The organism is Actinopolyspora biskrensis (genome assembly GCF_013408175.1).
In the GTDB taxonomy this organism is placed as follows: Bacteria; Actinomycetota; Actinomycetes; order Mycobacteriales; family Pseudonocardiaceae; genus Actinopolyspora; species Actinopolyspora biskrensis.
Window position 1 is genome coordinate 1 of sequence record NZ_JACBYW010000009.1, and the last position, 21,489, is coordinate 21,489.

Sequence of the window (21,489 nt, forward strand, 5' to 3'; positions counted from 1 at the left end):
AGTGCGACCGCCTGCCTCGCCCGATCGCGGGCATGATCTCCGTCAGCGCCGCGTCCGCCCGCACGGGCGCCTCCGGCGGCGGGCTAGTCATCGACAGCCCCCTCGATCACGGTCGACTCGGACGCGTCGAGCTCACCCACCGGCAACGTCGCGGCGTGCTCCCGCAGAGCTCCCGCGAGCTGTTCGAGCGACTCGGCCACGTCGCGGCACTGCTGGGGCGTAGCGCGCCGACACCCGACGTCACGGGCGGCGTCGCCGAGTAGCTCTTCGCCGCGGATCATCAGGTACGACAAGCGCGAGTGCGGGCCGTGGTTGCTCATGCCTGCCCCCTGAGCGCCTCGTCGAGCACGTCCCGCAACTGTCGCGCCTGCTCGACCGTCCACGTGGTGCGGTTCCAGATCGTCGGCGTGGTGATCCGAATCTGTCCGTCCACCTGCGACACCCGGAGTGACACCGCCCCGCCCTCGGAGTCGCACGGCACCAGCTCGCCGGGGCCTTCCAGTGATCTGCGTCTCGTCGTCATGTCGTAGACTCCCGCTTACTCGAAGTAGTGGTCTCTGCGTGGTGTGAGACCACTGTGACGGTACCGATACCACGGGAACAATCGCCCATTCAGGCGATCTCTACGAGTCGCGCTCTGATTTACGGTGTGGTGCATGACCGGGACCACGAACCTTGCACCACGCGCCTACATTCTCGGATCTGAACTGCGAAAAGCCCGCCAACAAGCAGGATTCACGCTCCGGAAGATGGCTACGCAACTCGACGTGTCGCACTCGGTCGTTGTCCGTTGGGAGCGCGGTGGGCGAGTGCCATCCACCGAATCGGTCTCGGCTCTGTGCGCGGTATTGGAACTGCCCAGTCACCAAAGAGAGCGGCTACTCGACCTCACACGAGAAGCGGCAGCGGAACCAGTCAACTCGGTCTCGGTTGGTGCTACAGGCGAGGGCGACCAGTTGACCGCACTCTTGGAGTTCGAGCGCACCGCTACCACGATCACCGACGTATCACCGCTGCTCATGCCCGGATTGCTGCAAACCGGCGACTACGCACAGGCGATCATGGGCACGGGCGTTCCGAACGTAGACGAGCGCGTAACGCTTCGCCTCGGTCGTCGAGACGTCATCACTCGACGTCGAGCACCGGTCAACTACACGGCGTTCATTTTGGAATCGGTGCTGCACCAGCCCGTTGGTGACAACGAGGTGATGAACGAACAGCTGTGGCACCTCATCGAGATGGGACAGCGGGACAACATCGAGGTGCGCGTCATACCGCAACGACTCGGTTGGACACCCGCACACGCGGGACCGTTTATGCTGTTGGAGTTCGAACGCGCATCCCCGGTGGTGCATCTAGAGCACCACAGGTCAAGCGCTTTTTTGCGTGATGAGGGGGACGTTTCAGCGTTCATCGAGGCACGAGAAGATATCGATCGGTTGGCGATGAGCGCACAGGAGACGAGAGAACTCATCGCCGACGCAACCGAACGATTGGAGACAACGTGACTCTATCGCACAAGGCGAGCGCGTGGCGTAAGAGCAGCTACAGCAGCCAGGAAACCAACTGCGTCGAGGTCGGCCGCATCGGCGACGGCGCGGCGGTGCGCGACACCAAGGACCGCGGCCTCGGCTACTTCACCGCCGACCGGCAGCAGTGGCAAGCGTTCCTCGACGCGGTGAAGACCGACCGCTTCGAGTGAGCCAGGCACACGAACGGCGCCCCCGGGGACCCTCCCGGGGGCGCCGTTTTCGTTCCGCGGAGTACCTGCGCTTCCACGATTGGCACCCGGACGTCCGGGGCACGTCATCGTTCGGTTCGCTGGTCACGGTGGCCTCGCCACGGGTCACGCCCGAACGGTCACCGCGTCCGCCCGGCGGTGCCCGCGTGCAGCCTCATCCACGAGCGCGGCCCACCACCGCTCGCGGCTCCCGTCACACCGCGAGTCCGGTGGGGCAGGAGACTCCGGTCCCGCTGATCCCGCAGTAGCCGTTGGGGTTCTTGCTCTCGGAGAGGTACTGCTGGTGGTAACCCTCCGCGTAGTAGAACTCACCGAGCCGGGAGATCTCGGTGGTGATCGTGCCGTGCCCGGCATAGGTCAGCGCCCGCTGGAAACCGTCCCGGCTCGCCTCGGCCACCTCGCGCTGCCGCTCGTTCTCGACCAGGATCGCGGAGCGGTACTGCGAACCGACGTCGTTGCCCTGGCGCATCCCCTGGGTCGGGTCGTGGTTCTCCCAGAACACCTTGAGCACGCCCGCGTAGTCGATGACCGCGGGGTCGAACACCACCAGCACGACCTCGGCGTGCCCGGTCGTCCCGGTGCACACCTCCTCGTAGGTCGGGTTGGGGGTGTAACCGCCCGCGTAGCCCACGGCGGTGATCCACACTCCTTCGGTCCGCCAGAAGGTTCGCTCGGCTCCCCAGAAGCAGCCCATCCCGAGCACCGCGCGCTCGGTTCCCTCGGGGAAGGGGCCGACGATGCTCCGCTCCGGGTGGACGACGTGCCGCTCCGGCACGTCCAGGGGGGTGGAACGCCCGGGGAGGGCCTCAGCCGGTTCGATCATTCGAGTCTTGTTGCCGAACAGCGCCATGTCCCCAGACTACGCCGCACCCCGCCCCGGAAGGCCGGAAGACGGGCCACCCGTCAGTCTCCCGTGGGCCGCTGATCACCTTCCGGGACGCGCGGCCGCAGGGGAGTGGTCCGCTCCGCGTCCCCCTCGACCGGAACCAGCGGTGTGGTCCCCACCGGCTCGGTGGGGCGGTCGTCCACGGAAGCGCCGGTCGCCGCGGAGGCCGCCGGTTCGCCCCCCTCCCGGCGATGTGCCCCCGCGGAAGACCGCGCAACCGACTCCCGCTCCCGCGCCGGAGCGGCCAGCCGCTCCGCGCCGGAACGCCCGGCTCGGGAGGACCGGTCGGGGACGATGTAGTGGCGCAGATTCATGGTCGGTTCCTCGACGAACCGCCACGACAGGGTTCCCATCGCGTAGGCGAGCGGTACGGCGCACAGCATCAAGAGCCACTGGTCGCGCAGCCCGGCGAACACGAGCAGCTGCTGAATGGGAAAGCCCCACACGTAGACGCCGTAGCTGCCGTTGACCCAGAGATTGGGGACCCGCAGCCGCGCGGGCCAGAAGTGACCGGCGACGACGACGGAGTAGCTGACCGCGAGGGTCATCCAGAACGAGGTCGCCGTGTTCATGGGCATCGCGGCCAGGGCGGCCAGTCCCGCCAGGGAGGCCAGCGGCGAGAGCGGGATCCGGTACAGGTTCAGCACCACCCCGAGCGCGAAGGCCACGAGGAAGGCGATCAGCGGTTCCACCGGAACGCTGAGCAGTGAACCCGCGCTGTTGGCCCCCGGGTCCTGCTCCAGCCTGCGGTCGACGACGGCCACCACCACCAGGGCCACCACGGCGAGCCAGCGGCTCCGGCGCAGCCCCGCCCCGAGCAGCAGCAGCACGAACAGCCCCGCGTAGGCGAGCAGCTCCATCGGCAGCGTCCAGAGCGACCCGTTGACCGCCCCTTCCCAGGGGTTCTCCTCGAAAACCCCGGGAAGCCGGTGTTCCAGGGTCACGAGCCCGGTGTTGTTGACCACGTAGGCCCAGGTCCCGTGCGCGGTGAAGTACTCCCCCGGGACCAGGCTCGTGACCAACGGCCCGATCAGCAGGGCGGAGATCAACGATACGGTCAGCATGGGAGGCCACAGCCGCAGCACTCGCTTGACGGCGAACCGCGCCGGGTGCGGGTCGCGCATCCAGCTCTCGGTGATCTGGAAACCGCTCATGGCGAAGAATCCCATGAGCACGCCGTCATCCGGTTGCACGGGCCATTCTGGAGGAAAGAGATCGTTCCCACTGACCAGGGGGTAGCTGTGCCCGTAGATCACCAGGACCGCGCCGATCATCCGGATCCAGGCGAAACCGTGGTTCGGGTTCGCGAAGTGCTCGGGATGCGCGTGATCGACGCGTGGCGCGCGGTCGCCCATCCCCTGTGACCTCATCCGACAACTCGACCAGTCGACAACAGCGCGACGTAGCCTAACTCCGATCGTGGAGCGGGCGGGGCCGCTCCCTACAGTTCGACGGATCGTTATCCGGGTAGTGGGCCCGCGCAGCGGGGAGAAATGCGAAAATGAGGGGTGGTCGCATTGGGGTGCGGCCGGGAATCCGGAAAGGGCTCAAGCGGTGACCTGGGAAGACGAGCTGCAGCAACTGGACGCGGAACTCGCGGCTGGACGCATATCCGCCGACGAGTACCGACAACGGCGCGACTCCGTGCTCGGCCGTGCCCACGCGGAGCAGGCAGGGCAGTCGGGCTCCCCTTCCGGGGGATTCCCGGCTCAACAGCCCGCGTGGCCGCAGCAGCACGGCGCGGCCGACCCGCAGTCGGGTGGTTTCGGGCAGCAGCAGAACCCGTTCCCACCTGCCTTCAGCTGGCAACAGTACGGTGACCAGGGACATTCCGGGCCCCAGGGCGTTCAGCAACCCCCGCAGCAGACCGGTGGGGACAGCACCCAGGTCGTCAACGTCAACCAGCCCCCGGGCGCGGCGCCCCAGCAGGGCCAGCCGGGGTTTCCCCAGCAGGGCCAGCAACCCCCCGTCCCGCCGGGAGGCTGGCCGGGCTCCGGCCAGTTCCCGCAGCAGACCGGGGCTGAACAGGCGGCCTGGGGACAGCAGTGGCCCGCCGCGGACTCTCCGGGCACCCCGTGGGGCAACTCGGACCTGCCTCCGGAGCCCGGGGACACCAGCTGGATGCGGCAGGGCCCCGAGGTCTTCGAAACAGCGGGCAAATCGGGCAAGGGCAAGATCGCCGGCTTCGCGGTCGGCGGCGCGCTGCTGGTCGGCGTGATCGTGGCCGGAGTGTTCTTCTTCCTGTCCGGGGAGGACGGATCGCAGCAAAGGGCCGCGGGCCCGGAGACGTCGAGCACCACGCAGACCCCGACCTCCACCGAACCGCCGCTTCCGGAACCCCCCGAGGCCAAACCCGCTCCGCAGAACGCCGACAACGTGCTCATCCCCCCGCCGGGAGGCAAGGAGCACCCCTTCAACAACGAACCCGTGAAGCCGCCCGCGCTGGAAGGCGCGAAGTCCGGGGTGCTGTTCCCGCCGGTACGCGATTTCGCGCTGGCCAACGGCGTCTCCGACGGCTGGTTCAACGGGACGCAGAACCCGCTCGGCACGAGCCTGATCGCGGTGCGGATGCCGGACGAGGCCACGGCCGAGGAACTCACCCGGAAGTACCGGGACCAGCAGGAAGCCCTCACCGTCCTCGACGACCTGTCCTACCAGGGCGTGCCCGTCCACTCCTCGGGCGACATCCTGCGCGCCGCCTACACCAGCCACGACTGGATGGTCGTGGTCGAGGTCAGGGCCGGCGACAAGCCGGCAGGCGAGGCGCGTTCGCTGTTCGAGGACCTGCTGAGCAAGCAGCTGGCGAAGACACCGCCGACCGTGCGCGAGTGACCCGGGAGGTCCAGCGGTGGACCGTCCCGCCACCGGTTCGGGGCGGGACGGTCTCCGGCCGGATCCGCGGAGTCAGCTGTTCACCAGGTGCTCCAGCTCCGCGAGGGCGACCTCGGGGCCGAACTGGGCCTGCACCCCGGAACGTCCCGCCTCGGACAACCGGCGCCATTCCGCGTCGTCGGTGAGCAGCCGCACGACCCCCTCGGCCAGGCCGGGCGCGTCGTCGGCCACCAGCACGTCCCGCGTCGGCTTCAGCCGGATGCCCTCCATGGCCAGTTCCGTGGCGACCACGGGCACTCCCACCGCGAGGCTCTCGCCCACCTTGCCCTTGACGCCCGCTCCGAACCGCAGCGGGGCGAGGCTCACCCTGGCCGCGTCGTAGACGGCGGACAGGTCGTCGACCCAGCCGTGGACCTCCACCCCGTCCCCCTGCAGCCGGGTGATCTCCTCGGTCGGGTTGCTCCCGACGATGTGCAGCCGGGCCCCGGGGCAGCGCTCGCGGACCAGCGGCATGATCACCTCAGCCGCCCAGCGAGCGGCGTCGATGTTGGGCGGGTGGTCGAAACCGCCGACGAACAGCACGTCACGCCTGGATTCCGGCCCCTCGACGCTCCCGCGAACATCGTGCACGTTGGACAGCACACGCACGTCGGCGTCCTCGACCGTCTCGCTCAACAGCCGCTGCTCCGTCTCCGAGACGACGAAGGTGACATCGCAGCTGCGCACCAGGCCGAGTTCCATCTGCCGCGAGGCGAAGGCCTTGCGCCGCAGCGCGCTGCCCCGCTCGTGCTCCGCTTCGGACTCGGCCAGTTCCGCCTGCCGCTGCAACCGCAGAAAGTGCATGTCCACGGTGTCGTAGGCGATCACGGCCTGCGGAGCGTTCAGCCGGAGTTGCTCCAGCACGCTCCACGCCACCTGCGGCCGGGACAGCAACGCCAGGGTGATCTCCGAACCGGCCTCGTCGAGGAAGGCCTGCTGCAACCGCTCGTCGGCCAGCACCGTGATGCCCCGGCGCTGCAGATCGGTGGTGTAGGGCTCCAGCGCCGCGTGGTTGTTCGGGAGGAACACCACCCGCGCCCCGAGGGAGGCGAGCTGTTCCAGCAGCCGCCACATCCGCACCGAACCGGAGTCGTAGTTCGGCCGGGGGACCTGGTGGTCCTTGACCAGCACCAGCGGGCCGAAATGCCCGTACGTCCCCCGCTGGCGCGCCAGCCACAGGTTGCGGGTGCTCGACTCGGGCAGGTGCCGGGAGTGCAGCGTCTCCGACCACTTCTCCACGAAGACCCGCCGGTTCAGCTCCTGGTGCCTCTTCAGCCCGGAGCCCACGTCCGTGCCGTTGGACACCCCCTCGTGGTGCACCACCTCGGCCCTGGGCTGCACGAGCGTGCGGTAGCCCGCGTCCCGCACCGCGAACGCGAGGTCGGTGTCCTCGTAGTAGGCGGGGCAGTACCGCGTGTCGAAACCGCCCAACGACTCGAACAGCTCACCCCGCACGAGGATCGCGGCCCCCGAGCAGTAGTCCACATCGCGCGCCACGTTGTGCTCGGCGGCGGCGGGATCACCCAGCCGCCCGAGGTTCCAGCCGCTGCCGTCCGACCAGACGACGCTGCCGCACTCCTGCAGCCGCCCGTCCGGGTAGAGCAGCTTGGCCCCCACCAGGCCGATCCCCTCGTCGGACTCGAGCGTGTCCAGCAGTTCGTCCAGCCACGACCCCGTCACCTCGGTGTCGTTGTTGAGGAAGAGCAGCTGTCTCCCCCTGGCGTGTTCGGCCCCCAGGTTGCAGGCCCCCACGAAACCGAGGTTGCGCTCGGCGCGCACCAGTCGGACACCGGGGCACCGCGCGAGGTGCTCGGCGCTGTCGTCCGGGGAGGCGTCGTCCACGACGATCACCTCGAACGGGACGCAGGCCCGGTGCCCGGCGATGCTGAGCAGACACCTCCTGGTGTAGTTCCACTTGCCGTGCACCGGGATCACGACGCTGACGACCGGCTCGTCGCTGTGCGGAACCGCGACCGGATCGCCGGGCTCCTCCTCCCGCGCGGCCGAAGCACCCCTGCCCATGGCGAGTTCGTAGACATCCCGGCGCGTGGTGCCGCGCGGGGCGACCCGCTCGACCGCGCGCCGGTATCTGGTGACCGCGCGCTGCACGAGCGCCGAGTTCTGCTCCTCCAGCTCGGCGGCCCGCCGCCGCACCGAGTCCAGTTCGGACTCCAGGGAGGTCACGGTTTCCCGCAACCACTCGATCCTGGCCGACTCCCGCTGACGTTCCAGCTCTGCTTCGTGCAGCTCGCCCAGCAGCCGGTCGCGTTCCCGCTCCGCCTCGTCGCCCCGGCTCTCCGCGGAAACGCGGCTCGACTCCAGCTCGGCGATCTTGTTCTTGAGCTCGGCCGCCTCCGCGCGGTTCTCGCGGCAGAGCTCGTTCAGCCTGGCCACATCGGCCACCGCGGCGTCGCGCTGTTCGATCACCTCGTCCAGACCGGTGTCCCGATCACGGGCCAGTCTGAGGTCGGCGTCGAGCAGCACGGCCGCCGCGGGCAACTGGGGAAGCTGCCGATCCGAGGCGATCCCCAGCAGGTAGGTGTGATCCACCCCCTGCCGCACCTGCCAGGCACCGGACTCCCGCTGCCGCAGCGTCTGCAGCCGGACCCCGTCGGCCGCGATGTCCGGATCCCCCGGCTCGGAGGGGGTGACCAGCGAACCGACCGCGACGTTCTGCTTGAGCATCGCGGAGTGCCGGAAGGAGTCCTCGAGCAGCTCCTCGAACTGCGGAGCCGCCAGCTCCCTGACGTGGAAGGGGTTCTCGTTGCCGTGCTCCTCGTGGTAAACGGCGGTGTCCGGCGTGCTGACCAGCACGATTCCGCCCTGCGTCAAACGCGCGCGCATCAGGCGCAGCACCGCGTCGTGGTCGGAGACGTGCTCGATCGCCTCGAAGCACACGATCAGGTCGAACGGCTTGGCCTCGGCCAGCAGTTCCGCGTCGGTCATGGACCCGGTCCGGAAGGAGAGGTTCGACGACTCGTAGTTGAGCGTCGCGTGCTGCACGGTCTCCTCGTCGATGTCGACGCCGACCACTTCGGAGGCCTGTTCGGCCAGCAGGGCCGCGCCGAACCCCTCACCGCTGGCCAGGTCGAGCACCCGCTTGCCACGGGCCAACCGCGCGGCGATCGCGTAGCGGTGGTAGTGCTCGTAGACGACCTGCGCGTCGTCGGCCCACGGGACGCACCGTTCACCGGTCCACTCGATCAGCCGTCCCGGGTGTCGCGTCACCCGAGCACTGTCCTCAGCCATGCTGCCCCCTTCGAGTCGCCGAGCACCGGCCCACCACGATTCTGCCCCGCACCGGTGCCCCCGCGGGCACGGGACCGTCAATTCTGCCCAAACCGGGGTGGGCCGCCCCCGCGAGGGGAGCCCAATTTTGCCTATAACTGCGAGTTATCCACATGAGCTGTTCTCGAGCACGCACGAGCTCCGCGGCCCCGCCTCACCCCTTGACGCAGACGATCTGACGCAGCCGGGCCCGCACCTCCACGAGCGCGGACTGCGCCTCGATGACCGCGTCGATGTCCTTGTACGCACCCGGTATCTCGTCGAGCACCCCGGTGTCCTTGCGGCACTCGACACCCCGGGTCTGGCTGCGCAGGTCCTGCGAACCGAAGGTCTTCCTGGCCCTGTTCCTGCTCATCCTGCGGCCGGCCCCGTGAGCGGCCGAGAAGAAGGACTCCTCCGAACCGAGCCCGCGCACCACGTAGGAACCGGTCCCCATGGACCCCGGCACGAGCCCCGGGTCCCCGCTTCCCGCGCGGATGGCCCCCTTCCTGGTGACCAGCATCGTCCGACCGTCGATCGTCTCCTCGGAGACGTAGTTGTGGTGGCAGGAGATCGGCTCCTCGAAACCGATCCTCCTGCCCCGGAAGGAGTCGCGCAGCGTGTTCTTCACCAGTCCCAGCATGATCCAGCGGTTCAGCCTCGCGTACTCCTGCGCCCAGAAGAGGTCGTGCTGGTAGGCGGCCATCTGGGGAGTTCCGGAGATGAACACGCCCAGGTCGCGGTCGGGCAGGTCGCGGTTGTGCGGAAGCTCCCGCGCCCTGGCCATGTGCCGCTCGGCCAGTTCCTTGCCGATGTTGCGCGACCCGCTGTGCAGCATGATCCAGACGGCGTCCTCGTCGTCCAGGCAGAGCTCGATGAAGTGGTTGCCACCGCCGAGCGTGCCGAGCTGGCACCCCGCCTTGGTCCTGCGGTCGTGCACTCCGGCGTACAGCTCGTCGAAGTCCTCCCAGAGCTGCCGCCACCTCCCGGTGGGCACTTCCACGCGGGCCGGGTCCACGGGCTCCTCGTGCGCGTTGAACCCGACCGGAACGGCCCGCTCGACGCGGCTGCGGATCCCGCGCAGGTCACCCGGCAGGTCCGCGGAACGCAGCGTGGTCCGCACCCCGGCCATTCCGCAGCCGATGTCCACCCCGACCGCGGCGGGCGAGACCGCGTGGGGCATGGCGATGACGGAACCGACGGTGGCGCCCTTGCCCAGGTGGACATCGGGCATGACCCGCACCCCGTGCACCCAGGGCAGCGCGGAGATGTTGCGCAGCTGCTCCAGCGCGGCCGGTTCGATCTCGTCCTCCGGGGCCCACATGAGCGTGGAAGCCTCCGCACCGGACAGGGCGACCGGATAGTGTGCCACGACTGACTCCTCGAGAACGCTGTCCGAAAAAATCCCGCGGACGAAACGGATTCCCGCGGCGAGAACGGCGAAAACGCTCACCCGTCCGCCGGAACACCCCTGCGCGGGCAATGTCCCGGAGCCGTTCCGGATCCGGAAAACCCGGAGGAATGTGGAGGCGACCGTACTGCCGTGGCGCTCGACCCGTCGAACGATTTCTCCGCCGCGGCGCGGGCCCGCGAATTCGCGGGCACTTCCAGGACCGCACCGCTGCCGGCGACGACTCACTGATGTTTTCCTGTCGTAGTGATGGCTGGTGTGGTGCTTCGGCGCCCGCGGCGCCGAAGCACCACATTGCCCACCGGCGCCGCCGCGGGGTCTCCCGTGGTGCTCTCGCCAGGACGACCCCGACGTTGCGTAGCCGCTACCCGATGTCGGGGATCCCGCGGCGAGAGCCCGCGAGAGGTTCCGCCACGGAAGCACCCAAGCAAGCCGATCCGTGCACTCTTCAGGGCTACCGCCCCACCGCGTAACCCTGCGCGCCCCTGGCGTTGGCCGCGCCGTGCAGCAGCCCGGTCCCGGGGTCCCGCGCCACGGCGGACAACCTGCCCAGCGCCCACTCCCCGGCGTCGACCACCTCGTGACCGCGCCGGCGCAGCTCGTCCAGCCGCTCGGCGCCGAGTCGCGACTCGGCCATCACCCGGCGCGGCTGCCAACCACGCGGATAGAAGGAGGCGGGAAAAGCCGTGGTGTGCCAGGCAGGCGCGTCGATGGCCGCCTGGAGGTCGAGCCCGCCGTGGACGTGGGCCAGCCAGAAGCACAGCTGCCACTGGTCCTGCTGATCCCCGCCCGGAGTCCCGAAGGCCAGCACCGGCTCGCCCCCGCGCGAGGCCAGCGAGGGGCTCAGCGTGCTCCGCGGCCGCTTGCCCGGGGCCAGCGAGTTGGGCAACCCCTCCTCCAGCCAGAACATCTGCCCCCTGCTGCCGAGGCAGAAGCCCAGCTCCTCGATCGTCGGGCAGGACTGCAACCAGCCGCCCGAGGGAGTCGCCGAGATCATGTTCCCCCAGCGGTCCACCACGTCCACGTGCACGGTGTCCCCGCGGCTCTCCCCGCTGCGCGAGACCGTGGGCTCCCCCAGACCGACCCCGCTCGGATCGGGTGGCAGCGCGGCCCCCCTGCCGTGGGCCACGTAGTCCGGCAGCCAGGGCTCGAAGCCGCCCGGCCGCCCCGGGCGCAGCCGTCCGGAGGCGGTCCCGCCGATCAGCGCGCGCCGGGCGGCCGAGTACTCGTCCGACAGCAGCTCCGGCAGCACCCCCTCGCGTGCGGAGTCGCCGTAGTGGGCCTCGCGGTCGGCGAAAGCCAGCTTCGCCGCCTCCACGGCGTTGTGCACGGTGTCCGGCTCGGCCACACCCTCCCGGTACTCGACGGGCATCCCCTCGAGCATCCGCAACTGCTGGAGCAGCACCGGCCCCTGGCACCAGGGACCGAACTTCGACAGGCTCCAGCCGCCCGGCAGCTCCACCGAGGCGGGCTCCTCGTAGTGCGCGCTGAAGCGGGCCATGTCCTCACCGGTCAGCACCCCGGCGTGCTCTCGCCCCGTGCTGTCGCGAACGGGCGTGCGCGCGAAACGGTCCACCGCCTCGGCCACGAACCCCTGCGACCAGGCCCGGCGGGCCGCGTCGATGCGCGCCTCGCGGTCCCCTCCGGCGCGCTCGCCCTCCGCGACCAGCCGCTGCCAGGTGCGGGCCAGCCGGGGGTTGCGCAGTACCGATCCGGTGCGCGGCGCCCGGCCCGAAGGCATCCACAGCCGGGCGGAGGACGGCCAGTGCGCGGTGAACAGCTCGCCGACGGTGGCTATGGTGTTCGCCAACCGCTCCACCACGGGGAAGCCGTCCGCGGCGTAGCCGATGGCGAAGCGCAGCACCCGGTCGAGCTCCATGGTCCCGTGGTCGCGCAGCAACAGCAGCCAGCCGTCCCAGGCGCCCGGGACCGTGGCCGGCAGCAGTCCGGTGCCGGGGACCAGGCCCAGTCCGAGCTCGCCGGCGAACCGTTCGACGGTGGCCCCCTCGGGGGCGGGGCCCTGTCCGGACAGGGCGCGGGGACGCCGCCCCGCCGCCGCGAAGAGGGCGGGCAGTTCCCCCGCCGGGCCGTTCAGGTGGGGTTCGACCACCTGCAGGACGAAACCGGCCGCCGCGGCCGCGTCGAAGGCGTTGCCCCCTTCCTCCAGGACCGCCATGCCCGCCGAGGAGGCGAGCCAGTGGGTCGAGGCGACCATCCCGTGCGTGCCGGCCAGTTCGGGGCGAGTGGTGACCATCCACCTCAGGTTAGGGTGTCGGTCCTCTCGACTACGCTGCCGCCATGCCCACCCAGCGCAGCGACGCCACCGGGAGCACGGGGAAGAACGCGCGGCGGCGGGCGAAGTTGCCGGAACACCTCGACCCCGGAGGGGAACTCGTCACCGGGGACACCGAACTGGACGGAGCCCTGCTCACCGGGCCCCCACCTGACCCGGAGGACGAGCGGGTGGTGGCCGATGTCGGGCTGACCGCGAGCCGGTGGAGCAGCGGCAGGCTCACCGGTCGGCGTTTCCGGAGACTGCGGTGCGTGGACGTCGTCTTCGCCAACTGCGATCTGTCCGGTGTGGTCCTCGAGAACAGCGGGCTGCGGAGGGTGGAGTTCCGCGAGTGCCGCATGAGCGGCACGGTCCTGGCCGGCACGCGCATGGAGGACGTGCTGTTCCTCCGGTGCAAACTCGACACCGCCAATCCGCGCATGATCGCGGGGGACCGGCTGGAGTTCCTGGACAGCGAGCTCGGGCGGGCCGACTTCCACGAGGCGGCGCTGAAACGGACCGGTATCCACGACAGCGACCTGTCCGGGGCCGACTTCTCCGGAGCCGACTCGCGCGGTCTCCGGCTGCACGGTTCCCGGCTGCACGACATCAAGGGGGCGGGCGATCTGCGCGGCGCGACGATCGCACCGGACCAGCTGGTGGACGTGTCCACGGCGCTGTTCGCGGCCTCGGGCATAGCGGTCGGGGACCGGCGCTGATCGCCTCCCGCGGTCACCTCCACTGCCCTCTCCCACGTCCGGGGGTAACGCGTCCGGAGCCGTGACGGGACGCAGCGCGGCCGACTACGCTCGGTCGGCGTGGAACAGCGACGTCTGGGGAAGTCCGGTCTCGTGGTCAGCGCCGTCGGACTCGGTTGCAACAACCTGGGCAGACCGGGGACGGCGACCGAGTCGCCCCGAGGGGCGCAGGCCGTGGTGGACCGCGCACTGGAATCGGGGATCACGTTCTTCGACGTGGCCGATGTGTACGGCGCCCCGCGCGGACGCAGCGAGGAGCTGCTCGGCCAGGCGCTCAACGGACGTCGCGAGCACGCCGTGATCGCGACGAAGTTCGGCATGGACATGCAGGGGTCCAACGGCCCCGACTTCGCCGCCCGGGGCTCGCGCCGCTACGTGCGACGGGCGGTGGAGGCCTCACTGCGCAGGCTCGACACCGAGTGGATCGACCTGTACCAGTTACACCGCCCCGACCCGTTCACCCCGCTCGGCGAAACACTGTCCGTACTGGACGACCTCGTGCGGGAGGGCAAGATCCGCTACGTCGGGCACTGCAACCTGGCCGGGTGGCAGACCGTCGACGCGGCCTGGAGCGCCTCCAGCGCGGGGCTCGTCGGGCCGATCTCGGCGCAGACCCACTACTCGCTGCTGGAACGCGAGGCGGAACGCGAGGTCGTGCCGGCCTGCGAGAAGTTCGGGGTCGGCCTGATCCCGTACTTCCCGCTGGCGAACGGGCTGCTGACCGGCAAGTACCACCAGGGGCAGGAACCACCGGAGGGCAGCAGGCTCTCCGGCAGACAACGGCTGCTGGCCGACGCGCCGTGGGAACGGATAGAGCGTCTCCGCGCCTTCGCCGAGCAGCGCGGCATCTCCATGATCGCGACGGCTCTCGGGTGGCTGGCGGCCCAGCCCACCGTGGGTTCGGTGATCAGTGGGGCCACCTCGCCGGAACAGGTCGAGTCCAACGCCGTGGCCGGACAGTGGTCCCCGACCGGGGAGGACCTCGACGAGCTCGACTCGATCAGCCCACCCGCGCTGACCTGATCGAGCGCACCGCCCCTCCCGCGACCGCCTCGAAACCGGGCGCGAACACGGCGACAGCACGCGAAGCCGCACCGTCCCGTGAATCCGCTCCCGCGGAACTCTCCCGAACCAACCGAACGGACAGTAGGCTTCGCGTTGGTTCGCAACGAGCACGAGGAGGTCACATGCTGCCCACGGAGACAGCCGCGATCGTCACCGGCGGAGCTTCCGGGCTGGGAGCCGCCACCGCACGCACCCTCGCCTCGAAAGGCGCGCGCGTGTTCGCCGTGGACCTGCCGGACGCCGTAGCGGCGGCCCCCGAGGTCGAAGGAGTCACCTACACGTCCGCCGACGTCACCGACGCCGAACAGGTGCGGGCGGCCGTGGACCGGGCCGGCTCAGCGGACGTGCCGCTGCGCGTGGTCGTGAACTGCGCCGGCATCGGTCCCTCCGCGCGGATAGCCGGCCGCAAGGGACCGCACGACCTGGACGCGTTCCGCAAGGTCGTCGAGGTCAACCTGGTCGGAACGTTCAACATGCTGCGCCTGGCCGCCGAGGCCATCGGCAAGACCCCGGCCGACGAGCAGGGCCAGCGCGGGGTCGTCGTCAACACCGCCTCGATCGCGGCCTACGACGGCCAGATCGGGCAGGCCGCCTACGCGGCGTCCAAGGGGGGCGTCGCCAGCCTCACCCTCCCGGCCGCGCGGGACCTGGCCTCCTCCGGCATCCGGGTGATGACGATCGCCCCCGGAATCGTGGACACCCCGATGCTGGCCACGGTCGGCGAGGAGATCCGGGAGGGGCTGGCCGCGGGCGTACCGTTCCCCAAGCGTCTCGGCACCCCGGACGACTACGCGCGGCTCGCCCTGGACATCATCGAGCACGACTACCTGAACGGCGAGGTCATCCGGATGGACGGGGCGCTGCGGATGGCCCCCAAGTAACGTCTGGACTTGGTCGGCTCGGTTCGCGTAGCGGTACGGGTGGCGGAAGACCTCCCGCGACGGTGCCGATCGCTCAGGTGGAAGCTTCGGTGTCCCGGCACCGAAGCACCACGTCGATCTCCGACGCGGCGGGAAAGCGTCGGTGAACGCTCGATCCGAACGACCTCTCGCCGGAGGACTTCCCGTGGTTGTCCCGCCACCACCGCGGCAGCGTCCTGGCGGATTCGCGGGGTGTCGCAATACGGTCGCTGGGCGCCGCCGGAGAACGAAGTCCGGGGAGTGTGATGCGGCGGGACCCGTCATCGCTCGTTCTGGTCCCCTGTGGAGTGTGCGACTACTCGCTGTGTTCGATCTTGTTCGCCGTGTTGCGACATGAAGTGATCTCGATCGGTCCTCCCGAACCGAGATATCGAGACAACGAGGATGAGGAGAGACATAGCGTGCGTCACAGTCGAGCCGCACTGGCCGCGGTAGGGACCGCTGTGCTGGTTCCGGCCACGTTCACCGTTCCGGTCGCGCAGGCTCAATCGTCCGAGGCCGCGCCGAAGGCGACGGTGCTCGACAAGCCTGGTAGCGGCAAGTTCAAGCTGGCACCGGACACCGACACCGTCACCATGTACGTGTGGGGCAGTGGTGGCGGTGGCGCCGGTGGCGCCGCCGGCGGTTCCGGCGGCGGTGGCGGAGGAGGCGGCAATGGCAACCTCCTCGGCAGCACCGGTGGTGGCGGTGGCGCGGGCGGCCAAGGTGGCGGCGGCGGTGCCGGCGGCAGCGGCGGCGGTTCCGGGGCGTTCACCGTGTGCACCTTCACAGTGACTCCCAAGACCCCCAGGACCGCCAAGTACTTCGTCTCCACGGGATCCCCGGGCGGCAGGACCAGTAACCCGAATCCCGCCGGCTCGGCGGGCAGGGGTGGTGCCACCCTGGGTGGCAGCGGTACCAGCGGTTCCCGGGGAGGGGACGGCAAGGGGGCCTACGGCAGCGTCGGCACCCAGCGTGACACCTACATCACCTTCCTGCCCACGAAGTCCGGTCAGGGATTCCTCTACGCCAACGCTTCCAGTGGGCACAACAGCGACAACCCCGGTGAATGGGGTCACGGTGGCGCACCCGGCGGGGGAGGTACCAGCGGCAGCTCCTTCAGCAGCAGGGGCGCCGGAGGCACCGGCGCGGAAGGCGGTGGGCAAGCCGGTCAGCCGGGCGGGCCCGGCGGCCAGGGCGGCCAGGGCACTTCCGACCAAGACTCGTCCTCCCCCTCGAACTGCTACGGACTGGAAACGACCACGGTCCAGCAGCAGAAAGGCAATCCCGGTGCCACCGGAACCGCGGGCACGCGGGGCACGATCACCAGCGACGGGGCTCGGGGAGAAGCCGCCTGCGATACCAACGGGCTCACTCACGCCCCCGGCAGTGCCGCGGGCAGCGGGGGCCGCGGCGGCCAGGGCGGTCACGGCGGAGCCGCGATCAGTCACACCATCGGGTCCACTACCTACAGCTATGGCGCTGGTGGCGACGGCGGTAACGGTGGCGCTGGTGGCGACGGTGGCCGCGGCGGCAACGGCGGTGGCGGCAACGAGAGCTTCTCCCAGCGCGGGTGCTCCTCCGACCGTCAGGGCGACAACGGACGATCCGGCTCACCCGGCACCGCCGGAACCAAGGGCGCTCCCGGCGAGCACGGAGCCATCGTCATCGTCGAGACCCCCTGACCCACCCGGCCCCCTGCCCTACCCGGCGTCCGGTGGTCGACGTTCGTGGCCGTGATCGAGGCCGACCGTTTCGCCGGACACCGAGCAGACGCCACCACCGTCCCCGCCCCGCCCCGGCGGGGCGGGGCGGCCGCCTCCGCACGGGCGGTTCCCCGCCGGGCACGAGCACTGCGGCCCGCCCGTTCCTGTTGCAGGATGCTCTCCGACCCCGAGAGCGTGCGAGGTGGGCGATGACGCGAACGATGAAGGCCGTGCAGTACCGCCGGGTGGGCGGCAGCCCGGAAGTGGTCGATGTGGACGTTCCCGAGCCCGGACCGGGACAGGTACTGCTCAAAGTGGACGCAGCGGGGATGTGCCACTCGGACCTGGCCGTGATGGACTGGCCCGAGGAGGAGTTCCCGTACCGGTTGCCGTTGACGCTGGGTCACGAGGGAGCCGGCACCATCAGCGCGTTCGGCCCCGGCCGGCACAGGTACTCCGAGGGCGAGCGGGTCGCGGTGTACGGGCCGTGGGGCTGCGGGCTGTGCCGCACGTGCTCCTACGGCGAGGAGAACTACTGCCGCTACGCGGGCCGGATGGGCATCCACCCGCCCGGGCTGGGCGCCCCCGGCGCGATGGCCGAGTACCTGCTGGTGGACGACGAGCGCCACCTGGTCCCGCTGGGCGAGCTCGATCCGGTGGAGGCGGCCCCGCTGACCGACGCCGGCCTGACCCCTTACCACGCGATCAAGAAGTCGCTTCCGAAACTGGTCCCCGGCAGCACCGCCGTGGTGATCGGGGCGGGCGGTCTCGGTCACGTGGGCATCCAGCTGCTGCGGACGCTGACCCCCGCTCAGGTCGTGGCCATGGACATCAACGACCAGAAGATGGAGCTGGCCCGGCGGGTCGGTGCGCACCGCGCGATTCGTTCCGACGACTCCGCGCCGAACGAGACGGCCGAGCTCACCGACGGGCGGGGAGCGGAGGCGGTGTTCGACTTCGTCGGCAGCACGGCCACCACCCGCACCGCGGCCCGCTGCGTCACCACCGAGGGCGACCTCACGATCGTGGGAGTCGGCGAGGGCACGGTCCCGGTCGGTTTCGGCACGCTGCCCTTCGAGGCCTCGGTCTCCGCTCCCTACTGGGGGACCAGGGGCGAGCTGGTGGAACTGCTGGAACTGGCCAGGAACGGCTCGGTCCGGGTGCACGTGGACTCGTTCCCGCTGGACGAGACCCCGCGGGTCTACGAGCGGTTCCACCGGGGGGAGATCCCCGGACGGGCCGTGATCGTGCCGTGAGGCCCGGAGGTTCCGGATTCCCCGTGACGGCGGGAAACCCCCATTCGCAGTGCCCGCGCGGATCGGGCGAGCGCTCGCTCGATGGGCAAGCGACGCCAGTCGCTTCTCACCACCCGAGCGACCGGCACCGCCGGGGGTTCTCAGTCTCGGGTCTCGCGAGGACGGCCCCGACGTCGTGCAGGCCGCTACCCGATGTCGGGGCACCCGCAGCGAGAGCCCGCGAGAGGTTCCGCCACGGCACCACCCGAGCAAATCACCCTGCAAGGACTCCCAGTCAGAAGCCGCTACACGTCCTCGACGCAGGGGACCTCCAGCACCGCCTCCGAACTCATCCACCGCCGGATGGCCAGAGTGGCCCGGACGTCGTCCTCGTTGTACTCCAACAGCCGTTCCCGCTGCACGAGGTCCGGCTCACCGCCGTCGAAGCCGACCGCGTCCCGGTACCAGCGCATCGAGTTCTCCCCGCCCGCCTCGGAGTCACGCCAGGAGAACCCCGCGTTGGGCGCGATCACCTTCAACCCCTTGCCGTTCGGGCAGACGAACTGGTCCCGCACCACCGCGAACACGTCCACCCAGTCCGCGGAGTTCACGAACTCGCGCACCTCCTCGACGGGAGGAACGCCCGGCTTACCCGCGAACCGCTCCGCCGAGCTCAACATCCAACGGTTCTCGGCGAGCTCGTTGTAGCAGTAGGCCCGGAAGACGAGCCCGCGCTCGTGCGTGGCGCGGCGCAGCGCGGAGAACCAGGCCCAGAACTCGGCGAACGAACGCGCCTCGTCGTCCGAGGGCAGCGGGTCCCAGGTCACGAATCCCCGATAGCCGGACTCCGTCCCCAGCACCTCGGCCGTGCCCCGCGTCCCGGCGGTCCCCTCCTCGGGATAGGAGAGCAGTGCCCCCCAGAGGTAGGCACCCGAGTCCGAGTAGCTCTCCATGTCCACGTCGACTTCCACATCTCCCCTGGAGATGTCCACCCGCGGGACACGGCGTACGAGGGAGAGCCCGCGCAGCCACGCGCGCGCCAGCAGCACGGCCTCGCTCAAGCGTTTGGCGGGCAGCGGCGGGTCCGCGAACTCCTCGACGTTCAACGCGGCCAGATCGTCCACCTTCGAAACGCCCACCCGGCGCAGCCGCACCGCGTCGTCGCCGCGCACCACGAGACTCACGTCGTGCGCGGAGCGGAGCTGGCTCTCGCACACCGGCCACCAGGGGCAGCCCTTGCACTCCATGATTCGCGTCGGCTGGGCCAGCGCCCGCCCGCCCGTGGCGGCCGCCTCGGCCACGGCCAGCCGGTCCGCGAACCGCTCGTCGTACTCCTCCAGCACGCTGCGCTCGCCGGACCAGGTGCGGGACTCGAGGTCGTGCCAGACCACGACCTCACCGTCGGAACCGATCGTCCCGCCCAGTAAGCGTCCACCGGACTGCATCCCGCAGGCCTGCAGCAGCCGCACGGCGTGGGCCAGCCTGAGCTGGTCCCGCGAGTGCGGCCGCGGTTTGCGCTTCGGGTCGTAGCCGGCCGACTCGGGTCGGGGCTCGGCGACCGGGGAGGTGCGCGCCCCCTTGCCCGAATCCGCGACCTTGTGCCGCACCACGAGCACCGGGACGTAGCCCGCACCGCTGCGTACCAGCAGTTCCACGGCGCCCTGCCTGCCTCCCCGACCGTCCCTGGGAAGCCGGGCACCGGAGATGTAGGCCGTCCCCTGCCGCATCGCCGCGAGAGTGGCCTCCTCCCCGGCCCGCTCGCCCACGTCGCGGGGGATCTCCGTCCACTCGGAGCCGAGCGTGCGACCGAGCCGGCACGCCAGCTGCCTGCGGTACTCGGTGGCATCGGCGATGCGCTGCTCCACTCCCGGGTCGGGAGGAGCCTGCACGGCGTCGATCATGCTCGGGTCGTTGTCGAGATGCACGCGGCGGCGACAGCGTGTCACCACACCGCCGTCCAGCAGCACCTCTGAATCCACGCCTGCAGGGTATGTCCTCACCCCCCGTGCGGGCCCCTCACCCCGGTGAGAGATACGCCAACCAACTTCCCCCGCCCCGCACGGAACCCTGTGACCTGCGACTTTTATCACCACCAACGTGCGGGGGAGAGCACCTCGCCGCCCGGGGCACGAAGGACGCACCGCCCTCTCCCCGCCCCCGCAACACCCGGGCGGGTCCCGGACCCCGCGATTTCCTCCGCACACAAAGTGCTCGTCCCGTCGTGTCGCTGTAGCAGCGGTGGGAGGTACTGCCTAGACTGATCGGCACAGCAGCCGTACGCCCATCCGGGCCGGAGGTGTTCGCCGCAATGGCAGGTCACAAGCGAACGCGACGGGCGTCGGCCCGGGCTCGCCAAAAGCCCGGCAAGGTCACGGACGACGCCGGGGAGCAGCGTCGTTCGGAGCGGAAGGCTCGCAGGGCGGACAAGAAGGCGGACAAGAGAGCGGCCAAGGCGGACAAGAGAGCGGCCAAGGCGGACAAGAGAGCGGCCAAGGCCGTGAAGAAGGGCGAGCACGGGCGCATCACCCCCGGCAACGCCAAGAAGGCCGTGGGAGTGGCCAAGATCCTCGGACCGGTACTGGTCCCCTACGCCGCGCAGGCCGCCACCGGCGCCCGGGAGGCCTACGAACGCTTCCGGGCGCGCAGGCTCGGGGTCGCCGTGGAGGACGTTTCCCGCTTCTCCGGTCGCGGCGCCGCGCTGCACGCCCGCATCGCCGGCGACGCGAACGCGTTGGAGGAGCTGCGGCAGGGCGGTGACGAGGCGGACGAGTCCGTGACCCGCTTCGTGGACTCGGCTCAGCGCAGACTCCGGGAGATGTCCAGCGCGGTGCGCGCCGCCGAGCGGATGCCCGCGGGCAGGAGACGGGCTGCCCACCGGGCGGTGGACGGGGAGCTGGGGCGCATCGAGGACGACCTGCTGCGGCGCTTCGGCGCACGCACTTGAGTGGGAGTTCCCGTTCGGGCCGTCGCGGGTGGTTGCCCGGCGGCGCCGACGGGCGGAGTGGTGTTGACGGGCGGGGTGGTGTTCCGGCGCAGGCAGCGCCGAGGAAAGCCCCGGGCCGGTCAACAGCTCGGCCGGAGAACATCAGCGGTGTGCGCCGCCGCGGGCGGAGCCTCCTGTTTCTCGCTCTCCGGAACGACCGGAAAGTCGATGTAACGTTTTCCCTCCCTCGAACGATCGAACCGGCGGGAAGTGTGCCGGGACCGTGGCCTTCGGGATCTCCACTGATTCCCACGGCCCGGTTCGCCCCTGCGGCCCACCGGCACGAGTGGTGCGGTCGTGCTCGCCCCGCCGCGCGGAGCGAGCACGCCGGCGCGGACTTCGCCCGCGCCGAAGTCCGCGCCTCCGAACGGGACGTGGTTTCACGATGCGGAAAA

At 70.5% G+C, this 21,489-nt stretch carries 17 protein-coding genes; 9 read left to right on the forward strand and 8 right to left on the reverse strand.

Features of this window, described 5'->3' with window-relative positions; all coding sequences use genetic code 11:
- Positions 1-83: 83 nt before the first annotated feature.
- Positions 84-320: a hypothetical protein gene (locus FHR84_RS19815; protein WP_179537055.1), complete on the reverse strand. Its 237-nt coding sequence runs from the start codon at positions 318-320 to the stop codon at positions 84-86.
- Positions 317-523 carry a hypothetical protein gene (locus FHR84_RS19820; RefSeq protein ID WP_179537056.1) on the reverse strand — a complete coding sequence of 69 codons (207 nt, stop codon included), beginning with the start codon at positions 521-523 and terminating at the stop codon, positions 317-319. Before FHR84_RS19820 ends, FHR84_RS19815 begins: the two co-directional genes overlap by 4 nt.
- Before the next feature lie 133 nt (positions 524-656).
- On the opposite strand from FHR84_RS19820, the gene FHR84_RS19825 reads away from it, so the two are divergent.
- Together FHR84_RS19825 and FHR84_RS19830 are read left to right on the forward strand one after the other, a co-directional pair.
- Positions 657-1,508, forward strand: a complete 852-nt coding sequence (locus FHR84_RS19825; protein ID WP_179537057.1) for a helix-turn-helix domain-containing protein — start codon at positions 657-659, stop codon at positions 1,506-1,508.
- Positions 1,505-1,702: a DUF397 domain-containing protein gene (locus tag FHR84_RS19830; RefSeq protein WP_179537058.1), complete on the forward strand. Its 198-nt coding sequence runs from the start codon at positions 1,505-1,507 to the stop codon at positions 1,700-1,702. The genes FHR84_RS19825 and FHR84_RS19830 overlap by 4 nt, the downstream gene beginning before the upstream one ends.
- Positions 1,703-1,934: 232 nt before the next feature.
- On the opposite strand, the gene msrA is transcribed toward FHR84_RS19830, so the two are convergent.
- Entirely contained in the window at positions 1,935-2,591 is a 657-nt protein-coding gene (gene msrA / locus FHR84_RS19835) for a peptide-methionine (S)-S-oxide reductase MsrA (protein ID WP_179537059.1), read from the reverse strand.
- A 53-nt stretch (positions 2,592-2,644) separates the two neighbouring features.
- Positions 2,645-3,997 (reverse strand): acyltransferase family protein, encoded by a 1,353-nt coding sequence (locus FHR84_RS19840; protein ID WP_246300834.1) that lies wholly within the window; start codon positions 3,995-3,997, stop codon positions 2,645-2,647.
- A 184-nt stretch (positions 3,998-4,181) separates the two neighbouring features.
- On the opposite strand from FHR84_RS19840, the gene FHR84_RS19845 reads away from it, so the two are divergent.
- Complete coding sequence (locus FHR84_RS19845; RefSeq protein ID WP_179537060.1) at positions 4,182-5,459, forward strand: hypothetical protein; 1,278 nt, start codon at positions 4,182-4,184, stop codon at positions 5,457-5,459.
- Positions 5,460-5,531: 72 nt separating this feature from the next.
- Here the strand turns inward: FHR84_RS19845 and FHR84_RS19850 are convergent, their stop codons facing one another.
- From FHR84_RS19850 to FHR84_RS19860, 3 genes are all read right to left on the reverse strand, one after another.
- Positions 5,532-8,747 (reverse strand): glycosyltransferase, encoded by a 3,216-nt coding sequence (locus tag FHR84_RS19850; protein ID WP_179537061.1) that lies wholly within the window; start codon positions 8,745-8,747, stop codon positions 5,532-5,534.
- Positions 8,748-8,940: 193 nt separating this feature from the next.
- Positions 8,941-10,089 (reverse strand): RtcB family protein, encoded by a 1,149-nt coding sequence (locus FHR84_RS19855; protein ID WP_179537170.1) that lies wholly within the window; start codon positions 10,087-10,089, stop codon positions 8,941-8,943.
- 541 nt (positions 10,090-10,630) lie between these two features.
- Positions 10,631-12,430, reverse strand: coding sequence for a gamma-glutamyltransferase family protein (locus tag FHR84_RS19860; protein WP_179537062.1), 1,800 nt, complete (start codon positions 12,428-12,430; stop codon positions 10,631-10,633).
- A gap of 44 nt (positions 12,431-12,474) precedes the next feature.
- Between FHR84_RS19860 and FHR84_RS19865 the strand changes: the two genes are divergently transcribed.
- From FHR84_RS19865 to FHR84_RS19885, 5 genes are all read left to right on the forward strand, one after another.
- Positions 12,475-13,167 (forward strand): pentapeptide repeat-containing protein, encoded by a 693-nt coding sequence (locus tag FHR84_RS19865; protein ID WP_179537063.1) that lies wholly within the window; start codon positions 12,475-12,477, stop codon positions 13,165-13,167.
- Positions 13,168-13,266: 99 nt separating this feature from the next.
- On the forward strand, positions 13,267-14,229 hold the full coding sequence (locus FHR84_RS19870) for an aldo/keto reductase (RefSeq protein WP_179537064.1): 963 nt from the start codon (positions 13,267-13,269) through the stop codon (positions 14,227-14,229).
- A 164-nt stretch (positions 14,230-14,393) separates the two neighbouring features.
- Positions 14,394-15,152, forward strand: coding sequence for an SDR family NAD(P)-dependent oxidoreductase (locus FHR84_RS19875; protein ID WP_179537065.1), 759 nt, complete (start codon positions 14,394-14,396; stop codon positions 15,150-15,152).
- A 440-nt stretch (positions 15,153-15,592) separates the two neighbouring features.
- Entirely contained in the window at positions 15,593-16,855 is a 1,263-nt protein-coding gene (locus FHR84_RS19880; RefSeq protein WP_179537066.1) for a hypothetical protein, read from the forward strand.
- A gap of 242 nt (positions 16,856-17,097) precedes the next feature.
- Entirely contained in the window at positions 17,098-18,132 is a 1,035-nt protein-coding gene (locus FHR84_RS19885; protein ID WP_179537171.1) for an alcohol dehydrogenase catalytic domain-containing protein, read from the forward strand.
- Between the two features lie 284 nt (positions 18,133-18,416).
- Here FHR84_RS19885 and FHR84_RS19890 read toward each other — a convergent pair whose 3' ends face one another.
- The gene (locus FHR84_RS19890) at positions 18,417-20,090 is read right to left on the reverse strand and encodes a TM0106 family RecB-like putative nuclease (protein WP_179537067.1); all 1,674 of its coding nucleotides are present in this window, start codon (positions 20,088-20,090) and stop codon (positions 18,417-18,419) included.
- A gap of 329 nt (positions 20,091-20,419) precedes the next feature.
- On the opposite strand from FHR84_RS19890, the gene FHR84_RS19895 reads away from it, so the two are divergent.
- The gene (locus FHR84_RS19895) at positions 20,420-21,055 is read left to right on the forward strand and encodes a DUF6474 family protein (protein WP_179537068.1); all 636 of its coding nucleotides are present in this window, start codon (positions 20,420-20,422) and stop codon (positions 21,053-21,055) included.
- Positions 21,056-21,489 lie beyond the last annotated feature (434 nt).

Excerpts from the sequence above, each read along its gene's own strand:
- FHR84_RS19865 (WP_179537063.1), top strand. The coding sequence starts at position 12,475 with ATGCCCACCCAGCGCAGCGACGCCACCGGGAGCACGGGGAAGAACGCG.
- FHR84_RS19855 (WP_179537170.1), bottom strand. The coding sequence starts at position 10,089 with ATGTGGGCCCCGGAGGACGAGATCGAACCGGCCGCGCTGGAGCAGCTG.
- FHR84_RS19825 (WP_179537057.1), top strand. The coding sequence starts at position 657 with ATGACCGGGACCACGAACCTTGCACCACGCGCCTACATTCTCGGATCT.
- FHR84_RS19815 (WP_179537055.1), bottom strand. The coding sequence starts at position 320 with ATGAGCAACCACGGCCCGCACTCGCGCTTGTCGTACCTGATGATCCGC.
- msrA (WP_179537059.1), bottom strand. The coding sequence starts at position 2,591 with ATGGCGCTGTTCGGCAACAAGACTCGAATGATCGAACCGGCTGAGGCC.
- FHR84_RS19895 (WP_179537068.1), top strand. The coding sequence starts at position 20,420 with ATGGCAGGTCACAAGCGAACGCGACGGGCGTCGGCCCGGGCTCGCCAA.
- FHR84_RS19860 (WP_179537062.1), bottom strand. The coding sequence starts at position 12,430 with ATGGTCACCACTCGCCCCGAACTGGCCGGCACGCACGGGATGGTCGCC.
- FHR84_RS19840 (WP_246300834.1), bottom strand. The coding sequence starts at position 3,997 with ATGAGGTCACAGGGGATGGGCGACCGCGCGCCACGCGTCGATCACGCG.
- FHR84_RS19875 (WP_179537065.1), top strand. The coding sequence starts at position 14,394 with ATGCTGCCCACGGAGACAGCCGCGATCGTCACCGGCGGAGCTTCCGGG.
- FHR84_RS19820 (WP_179537056.1), bottom strand. The coding sequence starts at position 523 with ATGACGACGAGACGCAGATCACTGGAAGGCCCCGGCGAGCTGGTGCCG.
- FHR84_RS19885 (WP_179537171.1), top strand. The coding sequence starts at position 17,098 with ATGAAGGCCGTGCAGTACCGCCGGGTGGGCGGCAGCCCGGAAGTGGTC.
- FHR84_RS19850 (WP_179537061.1), bottom strand. The coding sequence starts at position 8,747 with ATGGCTGAGGACAGTGCTCGGGTGACGCGACACCCGGGACGGCTGATC.